The organism is Lysobacter olei, from assembly GCF_054777355.1.
The window spans coordinates 84,271-97,206 of the sequence record NZ_BAAHAT010000005.1 but is presented as its reverse complement, the minus strand read 5'-3'; the positions used below and the strand labels follow the sequence as shown (position 1 = coordinate 97,206).

At 68.7% G+C, this 12,936-nt stretch carries 12 protein-coding genes; 7 read left to right on the top strand and 5 right to left on the bottom strand.

Annotated features, from left to right (window positions below):
- Nucleotides 1–26: 26 nt before the first annotated feature.
- A complete protein-coding gene (locus tag ACYVBS_RS08800) occupies nucleotides 27–1,586 on the bottom strand; it encodes a protein adenylyltransferase SelO (protein WP_460823141.1) in 1,560 nt (519 codons plus the stop codon).
- Nucleotides 1,587–1,805: 219 nt separating this feature from the next.
- Between ACYVBS_RS08800 and ACYVBS_RS08795 the strand changes: the two genes are divergently transcribed.
- The 3 genes from ACYVBS_RS08795 to ACYVBS_RS08785 all read left to right on the top strand — a co-directional run bounded on the left by ACYVBS_RS08795 (nucleotide 1,806) and on the right by ACYVBS_RS08785 (nucleotide 5,687).
- Nucleotides 1,806–3,920, top strand: a complete 2,115-nt coding sequence (locus ACYVBS_RS08795; RefSeq protein WP_460823140.1) for a DEAD/DEAH box helicase — start codon at nucleotides 1,806–1,808, stop codon at nucleotides 3,918–3,920.
- 45 nt (nucleotides 3,921–3,965) lie between these two features.
- Nucleotides 3,966–4,826 (top strand): EamA family transporter, encoded by an 861-nt coding sequence (locus tag ACYVBS_RS08790; RefSeq protein ID WP_460823139.1) that lies wholly within the window; start codon nucleotides 3,966–3,968, stop codon nucleotides 4,824–4,826.
- A 105-nt stretch (nucleotides 4,827–4,931) separates the two neighbouring features.
- The gene (locus ACYVBS_RS08785; RefSeq protein ID WP_460823137.1) at nucleotides 4,932–5,687 is read left to right on the top strand and encodes a type 1 glutamine amidotransferase; all 756 of its coding nucleotides are present in this window, start codon (nucleotides 4,932–4,934) and stop codon (nucleotides 5,685–5,687) included.
- Here the strand turns inward: ACYVBS_RS08785 and ACYVBS_RS08780 are convergent.
- Nucleotides 5,670–6,566: a pseudouridine synthase gene (locus ACYVBS_RS08780; protein ID WP_460823136.1), complete on the bottom strand. Its 897-nt coding sequence runs from the start codon at nucleotides 6,564–6,566 to the stop codon at nucleotides 5,670–5,672. The genes ACYVBS_RS08785 and ACYVBS_RS08780 overlap by 18 nt on opposite strands.
- Nucleotides 6,567–6,614: 48 nt before the next feature.
- Between ACYVBS_RS08780 and ACYVBS_RS08775 the strand changes: the two genes are divergently transcribed.
- A complete protein-coding gene (locus tag ACYVBS_RS08775; protein WP_460823135.1) occupies nucleotides 6,615–7,199 on the top strand; it encodes a YaeQ family protein in 585 nt (194 codons plus the stop codon).
- Between the two features lie 19 nt (nucleotides 7,200–7,218).
- Complete coding sequence (locus tag ACYVBS_RS08770; protein ID WP_460823133.1) at nucleotides 7,219–8,409, top strand: BaiN/RdsA family NAD(P)/FAD-dependent oxidoreductase; 1,191 nt, start codon at nucleotides 7,219–7,221, stop codon at nucleotides 8,407–8,409.
- Nucleotides 8,410–8,443: 34 nt separating this feature from the next.
- Here ACYVBS_RS08770 and ACYVBS_RS08765 read toward each other — a convergent pair whose 3' ends face one another.
- Nucleotides 8,444–8,596: a hypothetical protein gene (locus tag ACYVBS_RS08765; protein WP_460823131.1), complete on the bottom strand. Its 153-nt coding sequence runs from the start codon at nucleotides 8,594–8,596 to the stop codon at nucleotides 8,444–8,446.
- Nucleotides 8,597–8,809: 213 nt separating this feature from the next.
- Here ACYVBS_RS08765 and ACYVBS_RS08760 point away from each other — a divergent pair, with 213 nt between their 5' ends.
- Entirely contained in the window at nucleotides 8,810–9,241 is a 432-nt protein-coding gene (locus tag ACYVBS_RS08760) for an FKBP-type peptidyl-prolyl cis-trans isomerase (protein WP_460823392.1), read from the top strand.
- A 128-nt stretch (nucleotides 9,242–9,369) separates the two neighbouring features.
- Here the strand turns inward: ACYVBS_RS08760 and ACYVBS_RS08755 are convergent, their stop codons facing one another.
- A complete protein-coding gene (locus tag ACYVBS_RS08755) occupies nucleotides 9,370–11,040 on the bottom strand; it encodes a serine hydrolase (protein ID WP_460823130.1) in 1,671 nt (556 codons plus the stop codon).
- Between the two features lie 147 nt (nucleotides 11,041–11,187).
- On the opposite strand from ACYVBS_RS08755, the gene ACYVBS_RS08750 reads away from it, so the two are divergent.
- Entirely contained in the window at nucleotides 11,188–12,447 is a 1,260-nt protein-coding gene (locus ACYVBS_RS08750) for a TIGR03862 family flavoprotein (protein WP_460823128.1), read from the top strand.
- A 140-nt stretch (nucleotides 12,448–12,587) separates the two neighbouring features.
- On the opposite strand, the gene ACYVBS_RS08745 is transcribed toward ACYVBS_RS08750, so the two are convergent.
- A complete protein-coding gene (locus tag ACYVBS_RS08745; RefSeq protein ID WP_460823126.1) occupies nucleotides 12,588–12,935 on the bottom strand; it encodes a RidA family protein in 348 nt (115 codons plus the stop codon).
- Between the last annotated feature and the right edge of the window lies 1 nt (nucleotide 12,936).

The window sequence follows — 12,936 nt, the reverse complement described above, 5'->3', positions numbered from 1 at the left end:
CGGCCCGGGAAGGACAGCCCCGCGTTTCAGGAACTGCAGGACAACATCGAGCAGCCGGCACGGGTACGTGCCCACTCAGGACGCTTCGCAGCGAACTGCGCGCGGCCCGGCTGGTCCACGTAAGGGTGGCGAAGCACGTCAAGCAGCTCGGTCACGCCTGATGCATCGCCCTGCGTGGCCCGGTCGATGGCCTGCTGGGCAAGGTAGTTGCGGAGGACGTAGCGCGGGTTGGCGGCATTCATGCGGGCGCGACGTTCCGCCGGAGGCAACGCGTCGGCCTTCACCCTGGTCGCCCAACGCGACAACCAGGCCACCATCGCCGGCTCGACCTCGCCGCGTTTGGCGTCGTCGTAGAACGTCTCCTGCAACGGCGCCAAGGCTGGCGCGGCCGGGTCTACGTCGGCCAGGCCGCGGAAGAACAGGGTCATGTCCACCTCGCCTTGCTTCAACAGCACGCGCAGGTCCTGCATGAGCTCGATGTCCTCGTCGCGCGCTTCCACCAGCCCCAGCTTGCGGGCGGTGGTATCGCGCTCGGCCGCGTCCCAGGCCGCGACGTAGCGCTTGAGTCCGTCCTGCAGCGGCTCGGTGGAACCGAATAGCGGCGACAGCGCGCCCGCGAGGCGCCCCAGGTTCCAGTACGCGACCTGCGGCTGTTGGCCGAAGCGGTAACGCCGGCGCTGGGCGTCGGTGGTGTTGGGCGTCCAGTCGGGGTCGTAGTCGTCCACCCAGCCGTACGGCCCGTAGTCAATGGTCAGGCCCAGGACGGACATGTTGTCGGTGTTCATCACCCCATGGACGAAGCCCACGCGCATCCAGTGCGCCATCAGCACGGCCGTTCGCTCGCACACCTGCGCGAACCAGTCGGCGTAGAGCGCCTCGCCCTGCCCCTGCAGCCCGGGGAAATCGCGGCGGATGCAGAAATCGGCCAGCCGCCGCAGCAGGTCGAAATCGCCGCGCGAGGCCGGCAACTCGAAGTTGCCGAAGCGGATGAACGACGGCGCCACCCGGCACACGATGGCGCCGGGCTCTAGCTCAGGATGGCCGTCGTAGAACATGTCGCGGACCACCCCCTCGCCGGTGCCCACCAGGCTCAGCGCGCGCGTGGTCGGCACGCCCAGGTGGTGCATGGCCTCGCTGCACAGGAATTCGCGGATGGAGGAACGCAGCACTGCACGGCCGTCAGCGGTGCGTGAGTAGGGCGTCGGGCCTGCGCCCTTGAGCTGCAGTTCCCAGCGCTCCCCGGCGTCATTGAGCGCCTCGCCCAGGGTGATGGCACGGCCATCGCCCAACTGCCCCGCCCAGTGGCCGAACTGGTGCCCGCCATAGTTGGCGGCATAGGGGTCCATGCCCGGCAACAGCGCGTTGCCGGCAAAGACCCGGGCGAACGCCGGATCAGCCAGATCGGCGTCGCTGAAGCCCAGCCGAGCGGCCATTTCCGCCGAGTGGGCGAGCAACACCGGGGCCGCCACCGAAGTGGGGGCCACCCGTGACCAGAGGGCGCCTTCGACCTGCCGGATGCGCGGGCCAACCTCCGGGTCACCGGGCAGTTCGCGCAGGAAGGCATTGTCGAAACGGAGCTGGCGCATGCGGGACGGGTGTCGAAAATACGTGCCCCACAGTGTCCCACAGCAGGCCAAAACCCCGGCTGCACAGGCCTTTGCGTGGCCGGCGTAACGGCCGGGGCCCGTCTGCAGAAGCAGGCGTGTCCGCGGCCGCGGGCTGCCGAATAACACGCCCTGTTCAGCAGACAGGTAAACTGTTCGATCCCCGACCGGCGCTGCGCCGGCGCCAACGAGACTTATGCGATGAGCGCCGAGACGCCCGCAACGCCCGAATCCCCGAATTCCGCCGACGCCCCCACCGTCAAGTTCACAGACCTCGGCCTGCCCGAGTCGCTGCTCAAGGCCCTGTCCGACGTCGGTTACGAGACGCCCTCGCCCATCCAGGCCGCGACCATCCCGCCGCTGCTGCAAGGCCGCGACGTGCTCGGCCAGGCCCAGACCGGCACCGGCAAGACCGCTGCCTTCGCCCTCCCGGTGCTGGCGCAAATCGAGCCGAAGCAGACCAAGCCGCAGGCTCTGGTGCTCGCCCCGACGCGCGAACTGGCCATCCAGGTGGCCGAGGCCTTCCAGAAGTACGCGGTCAACCTCCCGGGCTTCCACGTACTGCCCATTTACGGCGGCCAGAGCTACTACCCGCAGTTGCAGGCGCTCAAGCGCGGCGTGCACGTGGTGGTGGGCACCCCGGGCCGCGTCATCGACCACCTGGACCGCGGCACCCTGGACCTGTCCGAGCTGCGCTGTCTCGTGCTGGACGAGGCGGACGAGATGCTGCGCATGGGCTTCATCGACGACGTCGAGAACGTCCTCAAGAAGACCCCGGAGACCCGCCAGGTCGCGCTGTTCTCGGCCACCATGCCGGCGCCGATCAAGCGCATCGCCCAAACCTACCTGAAGGACCCGGTCGAGGTCGCGATCAAGGCCAAGACCACCACGGCGGCCAACATCCGCCAGCGTTACTGGTCGGTCAGCGGCGTACACAAGCTGGATGCCATCACCCGCATCATCGAGGCGGAGCCGTTCGACGCGATGATCGTGTTCGCCCGCACCAAGTTGGGCACCGAGGAGTTGGCCGAGAAGCTGTCGGCGCGCGGTGTGTCCGCGGCGGCGATCAACGGCGACGTGCAGCAGGCGCAGCGCGAGAAGACCGTCCAGAACCTCAAGGACGGCAAGATCGACGTGCTGGTGGCTACCGACGTGGCCGCCCGCGGGCTGGATGTGGAGCGGATCAGCCACGTGCTGAACTACGACATCCCCTACGACACCGAGAGTTACGTCCACCGCATCGGCCGCACCGGTCGTGCCGGTCGCAAGGGTGAGGCGATCCTGTTCGTGACTCCGCGCGAGCGCGGCATGTTGCGCGCGATTGAGCGCGCCACCCGCCAGCCGATCGAGCCGATGGAGCTGCCGAGCATCGAGACCGTCAACGAGCAGCGCGTCAACCGCTTCCTCGGCAAGATCGGCGAGGCGCTGGAGAGCAGCGAGCTTGGCCTGTTCCGCGAAATGATCGAGCGCTATGAGCGCGAGAAGAACGTGCCGGCGATCGAAATCGCTGCGGCACTGGCCAAGCTGTTCCAGGGCGACACGCCGCTGCTGCTTGCCGCGCCGACGCGACCGGAGCGCGCGGCGCCGTTCGAGCAGCGCGGGCGCGAGTTCGGTGACCGCGAGCGTGCCCCCCGTCCGCAGCGCGAGTTCCGCGAGCACGACGAGCGCCCGGCACGCGAACCCCGCGCTTTCGCCGAGCGCGAGCGCGCCCCGCGCCACGCCGAGCGCCAGTTCACGCCGCCCACGCACCACGCGCCGACCAACGTCGGCGAGGCCATGTTCGACGACCACGGCGACGCCGCACCGGCCCCACGCCACGAGCGCGAATTCGACGCGCCGCGCACCGCCGAGGCGGGCATGGAGACCTTCCGCATCGAGGTCGGCCACGTGCACGGGGTCAAGCCGGGCAACATCGTCGGCGCCATCGCCAACGAGGCCGAGCTGGAAAGCCGCTACATCGGCCGCATCGACATCCGCGACGACCACAGCCTGATCGACCTGCCCGAGGGCATGCCGCGTGAGGTCATGGAGCACCTGAAGAAGGTGCGCGTGGCCGGCCAGCAACTGCGCATCAGCCGTCCGGGTCAGGGTGGCTGGCGCCAGGCGCAGCACGGTGGGCACGACGAGGGCCGTCCGCCGCGCGCTCATGACGAGCGCCCGCGTGGTGGGCACGGAGACGACTTCCGTCCGCGTGGACCGCGCCCGCAGGGTGCCGGTGCCCGTGAGGGACGCCCGCACGGCGCGGGTCCGCGTGACGGCCGCCCCGGCGGTCGCCCGCACGGTGCAGGCCCCCGCAAGCCGTTCAAGCCGCGCTGATGCCGTGATCGCCCCCGTGGCTGACCGCTGGACCGCGGGGCGTCGATGCATCTGATCCTGGCCAGCGCGATCTGCAGCGTGCTGGTCTCCGTGCTGCTCAAGCTGGCGCCGCGGCACCGGCTGGACGTGGCCCAACTGGTCACGTGGAACTATCTCGCCGCCACCGCCTTGTGCGCGTGGCTGCTGCAGCCCTCGCTGGACAGCCTGCGCGCACCGGATGCGCCGTGGGCGGCGCTGCTGGGGCTGGCGGTCGTGCTGCCCTCGTTGTTCCTGGTGCTCGCGGCTTCGGTTAAAGCCACCGGCATCGTGCGCACCGACGTGGCCCAGCGGCTGTCGCTGCTGCTGTCCCTGCTGGCGGCGTTCACCCTGTTTGGCGAGCGCTTGGATGGTCTGCGCCTGGGCGGTCTGGGCTTGGGGTTGCTGGCCGTGGCCGGGATCGTCATGCGGCCGGGGCGCGAGTCGTCTGCCAAGGGCGGCTGGGGTCTGTTGCTGGGCGTCTGGGTGGGCTTCGCGGTGGTCGACGTGCTGCTCAAGCGCATCGCGCAGGCGGGCACGCCTTCGCTGGCGTCGCTGCAGGTGGCCTTCGCCATCGCATTCGCGCTGATGTTGGCGTGGCAGGCGTTCCGTCACTGGCGTGGCGAGACGCGACTGGACCTGCGCCACCTCGCGGCCGGGCTGCTGCTGGGCGTACTGAACTTCGGCAACATCGTGTTCTACGTTCGCGCGCACCAAGCACTGCCCGACAATCCGTCGGTGGTGTTCGCCGCGATGAACATCGGCGTGGTCGTGCTGGGCACGATGGTGGGCGTGCTGGCGTTTGGCGAGCAGACCAGCCGCTGGAACCGCGCTGCCATCGGCTTGGCCATTGTCGCCATCGTCCTGATTGCGATGGCGCCGAAGGGGTGACATTGTCGGCCCCTCATGCCCATCTGGCATAAGCCAGCAACCGGGCGTTATCCAACCCTACCCGCGGACTTGGCATAGTGGCGTCAGTACGCCACGCCCGACCCCATGTCCCGCCTCCTCGTTTTCCAACACGTCGCCGCCGAGCCACTGGGCACGCTGGACCCGCTGATCCGGCGGCGCGGGCACCGCATCCGCTTCAAGAATTTCGAGCGGCACCCGGACACCCAACCCAACGTGGACCGCTATCGCGGCCTGATCGTGCTGGGCGGGCCGATGAACGTGGAAGACCACACCCACCGCGCCCACCTGCTGACGGAGATGCGCGCCATCGAGCGGATGCTGGAACTGGGCCGCCCGGTGCTCGGCATCTGCCTGGGCGCGCAGTTGCTGGCGCACGTGCTGGGCGCGCCCGTGCAACGCCACCCCACGCCGGAAATCGGATGGCACCGGCTGCAGCTCACCGACGCCGGCAAGGCCGATCCGGTGCTGGCGCCCCTAGGCGAGGCGGCACCGGTGTTCCAGTGGCACCGCTACAGCTTCCAGGTGCCCCCGGGCGCCAAGCACCTCGCGCGCACGGACGACTGCGAGCCGCAGGCCTTCCGCCACGGTGACAACGCCTACGGTTTCCAGTTCCACCTGGAGATGGACCAGGCCCTCATCGAACGCTGGCTGGCCAATCCCGCCTACCTGGCGGAACTGGCCGCGCATGGCCACGCCACGGATGCCGAGGCCATCCGCGCCCACACCCGCGCCCACATCGCGCCGATGCAGGCGCACGCCGATGCGGTGTTCAACCGTTTCCTCGACCTGGTGGGCCGTCCGCAGCGCCGCTACACCCTGCCCTCACGCGAGTGGGTCTAGCCGGAAGCCGCTTTCGAAGCGTCGCGTCCGCCCGTCGATCGGATCGGCGAATTCCAGCGTGCGCGCGAGCAGCTGCAGGGGCCGGCTGAAGTCATCCTCGCGCTGGGGCCGCACGTCGGGGTATGTCGCGTCGTTGGCGATGGGGGCACCCAACGCCGCCATGTGGACACGCAACTGGTGTTTGCGCCCGGTGATGGGCTCAAGCCAGTAACGCCAAAGGCCTTCACTGCGTTCGACCACGTCGATGTGCGTTTCGCTGTTGGCCGCGCCCGGCACCTCGCGCATGCGGAAGAACGGCTCGCCCGCTTCCAGCCGCGAGTGATGCACCCGCGGAAACGCCAGTCCGGGCAACGCCGGCGCCAGCGCCTCGTAGCCCTTGGTGATCCGCTTGTCACGGAACAGGGCCTGATAGACCGCCCGCGAGCCCGGATTCGCCGAAAACAGCACCAGCCCAGCCGTGTCGCGGTCCAGTCGATGCAGCGGCACCAGATGGGGATTGTCGAGCCGCCGCATCAATCGTCCCAGCAAGGTCTCGTGCACGTGGCGGCCGGCCGGTGCCACGGGCAGGAAATGCGGCTTGTCGGCCACCACCAGGTGCGCGTCAACGTGAAGCACGACTTCCTCGAACGGAATCCGCGGTTCGTCCACCACCTCCCGGTAGTAGTGGATGTCGGCCCCCAGCCTGTACGGCGCATCCGCCGCCAGTGCGTGACCGGCGGCATCCAGCACGCGCCCGCGTGCGAACCGATCGCGCCATGTCGCCTCCGGAATCGCCGGAAACAGCGCGCACAGCGCCTCCAGCACGGTCTCCCACGCGCCTTCGGGCAACTGGATATGGCTGGCCGGAAGGCCATCGATGGCGGGTGGACGCGGGCGCATGGCCTAGAATGACCGATTCTCTTTCCCGGCGTCCGCCGGCAGGCTCCCATGGCACTCAAGGCCACCGTCGTCAAAGCCGAGCTGCAGGTCAGCGACATGGACCGGCACTACTACGCGTCCCACAACCTGACCCTCGCCCAACATCCGTCGGAAACCGACGAGCGCCTCATGGTCCGGCTGCTCGCGTTCGCCCTGAACGCCGACGAGCGGCTGGAGTTCGGCAAGGGCCTGAGCAGCGATGATGAGCCGGACCTGTGGCGCCGCGACTACACCGGTGACATCGAGTTGTGGATCGACCTGGGCCAGCCGGACGAGTCGCGCATCCGCAAAGCCTGCGGCCGCTCGCAGCAGGTGCTGGTGGTCAACTACGGTGGCCGCGCCGCGGACATCTGGTGGGACAAGAACGCCGCTGGGCTGGGGCGGCTGAAGAACCTCAGCGTGATCGACATCGACGCCGCCAGCGTCGAGGCCGTCGGCGCGATGCTGGAACGCAGCATGCGCCTGACCGCCATGATCCAGGACGGTGAGCTGCAGCTGATGAGCGAGAGCACCAACGTCGCGCTGCGACCGCGTGCCCGCATGCTGTCAGCCGCCATGGCGGCGGGCGGGATGTCCGGGCTGCAGATGGCCTGAGCCAGACGAGCGTACGGGCATGCAGCACTACGACGTCATCATCATCGGCGCCGGCGCCGCCGGGCTGATGTGCGCGATCAGCGCCGGGCAGCGCGGACGTCGCGTGCTGGTGATCGACCATGCCAATCGCGTGGGAAAGAAGATCCTGATGTCGGGCGGTGGGCGCTGCAATTTCACCAACACCGGCACGACCCCGGCCAACTACCTGTCAGCCAACCGGCACTTCTGCAAGTCGGCACTGGCGCGCTACACGCCATGGCACTTCATCGAGATGGTGGAGCGCCACCGCATCGCCTACCACGAGAAAGAATTGGGCCAGCTGTTCTGCGACGAGTCTTCCAAGCTCATCGTGAAGATGCTGCTGGACGAGTGTGCGAGCGCGGGCGTGCGCATCGAGACGAGTTGCAGCATCGAGCGCGTGCTGCACGGGGAAGGGACGGCCGAGGCGCCCTTCCGACTGCACACCACCCACGGCGCGTTTGTCGCGACATCGCTGGTGGTAGCCAGCGGCGGGCTGTCGATCCCGAGCATGGGGGCGAGTGGCTTTGGCTACGAATTGGCGCGGCAGTTCGGCCACGAAGTGCTGCCGACCCGGGCGGGCCTGGTGCCGCTCACGCTCAGCGGCAAGCACCAGGAGCGGCTGGCCGACCTCAGCGGCGTGGCATTGCCCGTCACCGCCACCTGCAACGGGCAGAGCTTCAGCAACTTCATGCTGGTGACCCACCGCGGCGTCAGCGGCCCGGCAATCCTGCAGATATCGTCGTACTGGCAGCCTGGGGATGAGCTTCACCTGGACCTGCTGCCGGGCCAGGATGCGCTGGACACGCTGCAGCGCTGGCAACGCGAGCGCCCGGCCGCGGAACTGAAGACCGTGCTAGGCGACGCACTGCCCAAGCGCTTCGCCCAACGCCTGTGCGAACACTGGGTGGTCAACCGCCCGATGAAGCAATACAACCTGCCGGAATTGCGTGCCATGGCAGACGTGCTGCAGCACTGGTCGTTGGTGGCCAGCGGCACCGAGGGCTACCGCACGGCAGAGGTGACCTTGGGCGGGGTGGACACCGACGGCCTTTCCTCCAGCACGATGCAGTCACGCGCGGTGCCCGGGCTGTACTTCATCGGCGAAGTGGTGGACGTCACCGGCTGGCTGGGCGGCTACAACTTCCAATGGGCGTGGGCGTCGGGGCACGCCGCGGGTGAGGTGGCCTGACCCGCCGCGCTGACGCGATCGATCGTGTCCTGCGCTAGACCAGCGCCGGCCAGCCCAGCATCGGGGCCAGGAACCAATAGAGGCCCGAAAGCACCAGGCCCCACATCAGCAGCTTCAGCGCGAACCCGGCCACCTTCAGCGCCAGATACACGCAGACCACCACGATCACGATGCCAATCCAACTCATGCACTTCCCCGTTTTTTCGTTTCGGCAGGGTAGTTGCCGTTTGACGCCCACGGCAAGGCGCACTGCCTGCGCGCTTTCCGGCTAACCTCTACCCCGCCACCGCACGGTCTACACCACGCCTTCGATTTCCGAGCCTGCCACCGGCCACGCCCCCCAACCCAGCCGGTTGCCCGGACGTTGACCCACCTGATCGAGCTCCCCTGCATGACTTTGATCCGCCCATTGCTCGCCGCCCTGCTGGGCCTTGCCCTTACCGCCTGCACCGAACCCGGCCCGCCGCCGGGCGGCACCGTGTCCGAGTTGCAGCGCATCGACCAGCGCGTGGGCAGCGGCGCCGTGGCCGTGTCCGGCAACGACGTCACCGTGCACTACACCGGCTGGCTGTATGACGAGCGCCGGCCCGACAAGCGCGGCGAGAAATTCGACAGCTCAGTGGACCGCGGCGAGCCATTCACCTTCCTGCTCGGCGCCGGGCGCGTGATCCGCGGTTGGGACGACGGCGTTGCGGGCATGCACGTGGGCGGCAAGCGCACGCTGCTGATTCCGTCGCACATGGCCTATGGCCGCGCTGGCGCCGGCGGCGTGATTCCGCCGAACGCCTCGCTGGTGTTCGAGGTGGAGTTGCTCGCGGCAAAGCCGCATTGACTCCGTAACGCGACGAAGCGCCTCCACGCGTTCTGTCAGAACGGACAATCGCACGTGCCGCGAGGGCACGTGCCCGCCAAGCAGTTCGCGAAAGGCGGGGCAGCCCGGCCCCCTCCCCTCGCGTGGGTTCAGCCCTTGGCCGCCTCCGCCTTGACCGGCACCAGCTTCAGGTCGTGGAAATCGAAGCTGAAATCCGTCTGCGGGGAGATGGCCTTGATGCGCGCCTCGGCCACGTTGCCGTCGGCGTCCAAGGTGAAGGTCACGAACGCATCGGCATTCAGCCAGCGCTCGTTCCAGCGAACGATGAACGTGTCGTGCTGCCAGTGCGACAGCGTGCCCACCAGCGATTTCGTGCGACCGAAGCGCATGACCAGCTTGCCGCCCTCCTGCGCGATGGCCACGTCGCCGTACCACGCGTCGCGGTAGGTGCCGGCGTACCGGGCCAAGTGCAATGAGGGCTTGGAGCGCGTATCACGCGCCTTCACATGCGCCTGCCAGCTTTCGTCTGCCTTGGCTTCGGCCTTGGCCACCGCGGCAGCATAGGCCGCGACCCAGTCGGTGCGGGGCGCATCAAGGAATGCGTCCAGCGCGCGCATCGTCACCGCATTGAATGCAGCGCCCACTTCGGCGCTGGTCAGCACCACCACGCCAAGCTTGTGCTCGGGCACCAGCGTCAGGCGCGAGACCATGCCCGGCCAGCCACCGGTGTGCCACACCAGCTTGCGGCCCCGATAATCGGACAACTGCCAGCCCTCGCCGTAACCGAGGAAGTTGGGCTTGGCCGCCGCCAGATCCGGCACGGACGCCTCGGCGATATTCATCGGCGTGATCACCGACCACATCGCCTTCTGCCGCTTGGCGCTGAACAGCCGCTTGGCATTGTCACCTTCGCCAGAGATCACGCCGCCATCGAGCTGCACGCGCATCCACTTGGTCAGGTCGTGCACGCTGGCATACAGGCCGCCGGCACCGGACACGTTGTGCCAGGTCATCGGTGCGACCGGCTCAAGATCCTTGAAATCCGCCTTGGCGTGACCGGTAGCGACGTTGTCGCCGGGCTTGAGATGGTCGCTGTTGTAGCGCGTTTCGACCATCCCCAGCGGCGTGAACACGCGCGTCTGCAGGAAGTCCGCGTAGGACTGCCCGCTCGCCTTCTCGATCACCAGCTGCGCCACGCCGTACAGGATGTTGTCGTAGGCGTACTGGCCGCGGAAGCTGCCGGTCAGCGGCACGTCCTTCAGGCGCCGCGCGACTTCCTCGGTGGTGTAGTCGGTGCCGGGCCAGTACAGCAGATCGCCCGCGCCCAGGCCGAGGCCGCTGCGATGCGCCAGCAGGTCGCGCACGCGCATTTCGTGGGTCACGTACGGGTCGGCCATGCGGAACCACGGCAGGTGGTCGATGACGCGGTCGTCCAGCGACAGCTTGCCCTCGTCGGCCAGGATCGACAGCGAGGCCGCGGTAAAGGCCTTGGTGTTGGACGCGATGGCGAACATGGTGTGTTCGTCGACCGTGGCGGCCTTGCCCATCTCGCGCACGCCGTAACCGCGCTCCAGGACGACCTGGCCGTCCTTGATGACGGCCACTGCGATGCCGGGGACGTTGAACTGCTGGCGCACGCGTTCGACGTAGGCGTCGAAGTCACGCAGCTGTTCCGGCAATGCCGTCGCGCTGACCGCGTCCGCCCCACCCTGCCCGGCACTCACGGCCACGCTGGTCGTGGCCGGGCGTTCGGCCCAGGCGGGAACGGCTGCGGCGCACAGGGCGATGGCCAACAAAGCGGCGAGGCGGTGGGTTCGCATCGGATCGTATTCCTTGAAGTGGGCGCGTCGTGCCAGCCGGCGAAGATACCGCACCGGCCGCACCCACGGAGTCGCACTGGTGCATACCAGGGACGGCACGCGGGGCCTTCCGCGGCATAATGGCGCGCCTACCCGCGCGCCCCGACCATGCCCGACTCCCGCTACAACGCTCCCGGCCTGGTGATCATCGGCGGCGGCCCCGCCGGCCTGATGGCGGCCGAAGTGGCGCGCGCCGCTGGCGTGGAGGTCGACCTGTACGAGGCCATGGGCTCGGTGGGGCGCAAGTTCCTGATTGCCGGCAAGGGCGGGCTCAACCTCACCCACGCCGAGCCCCGCCCCGGCTTCGACCGACGCTACCGCGGCCGTGCGCAGGCGGTGGGCCGATGGCTGGACGAGTTCGATGCCGACGCGCTGCGCGCGTGGGCACGCGGGCTGGGCGTGGACACCTACGTGGGCACGTCCGATCGCGTGTTTCCTCTGGACCGCAAGGCCGCCCCGCTGCTCCGTGGCTGGGTCCGTCGCCTGCGCGAACAGGGCGTGCGCTTCCACGTGCATCATCGTTGGTTGGGTTGGACCGACGACGGCGCGCTGCGCTTCGCCACGCCCGATGGCGAGCTGGCCGTCGCCGCGCCTGCCACCGTGCTGGCGCTGGGCGGCGGCAGTTGGCCGGAACTGGGTTCGGACGGCGCCTGGGTACCCGTGCTGGCGGCGGAAGGCGTGGAGGTGGCGCCACTGCAGCCCGCCAACTGCGGCTTCGACGTGGGCTGGAGCGAGCACCTCGCCCAACGCCATGCGGGCGCGCCCCTCAAGCCGGTGATCGCGCACTGGCACGACGCAGAAGGCGTTGAACACACGTTGCAGGGCGAGTGCGTGCTCACGGCCACCGGCATCGAGGGCAGCCTGATCTATGCGTTGTCAGCGCCGCTCCGCGAGGCCATCGCGGTCAATGGCGAAGCACGTCTGTGGTTGGACCTGGCGCCCAACCGCGATCTGGAACAACTCAAGCGCGACCTGGCCAAGCCGCGCGCGGGCCGTAGCATCAGCGAACACCTGCGGCGACAAGCCGGCATCACTGGTGCCAAGGCGGCGCTGCTGCACGAGGTGCTGGGCCGCGATGGCATGCAGGATCCCGACGCCATCGCCACCGCGATCAAGCGGTTGCCGCTGCTGCTGACCCAACCACGTCCGCTGGCCGAAGCCATCAGTACCGCCGGCGGCGTGCGCCTGGAAGCGTTGGATGACGGGCTGATGCTGCGGCAGCACCCCGGCGTGTTCTGCGCCGGTGAGATGCTCGACTGGGAGGCGCCGACCGGTGGCTACCTGCTTACCGCGTGCTATGCCAGTGGATTGCGCGCGGGTCGCGCGGCGGCGGCCTACTTGCAGTCACGCAACCTGCCCGGGGACTGAGCAGACCCTACCCTCAGGCCACGACGGGGCCGGATGGTCCGCCTGTCCTCGCCTTGCTAGCCACTGCACTGGCACCCATCGCCGGTCGCCCGCTGCCCTACGATCCGCCGAATCTAGCTTTCGAACAAACAGCGATTCGTTCACTCGACTGCAGCGGTCACCACGATCTCGACCTTCCACGCCGCGTCGGCCAAGTGCGCCTGCACCGTGGCCCGCGCCGGCGCATGCCCCGGCACCACCCAGGTATCCCAAGCGCGATTCATGCCGGCGAAGTCGGTCATGTCGCGCAGGAAGATCTCGGCCCGCAGCAGGCGGCTCTTGTCGCTGCCCACCTTGGCCAGCAATGCGTCGATTTCCGCCAGCACCTGACGGGTCTGGCCCTCGATGTCCTGCGTGGCATCCTCGGGAATCTGCCCGGCCAGGTACGCCACGCCGTTGTGGACCACGGCCTCGGACATGCGGGAACCGGCATCAATACGTTGGATCATG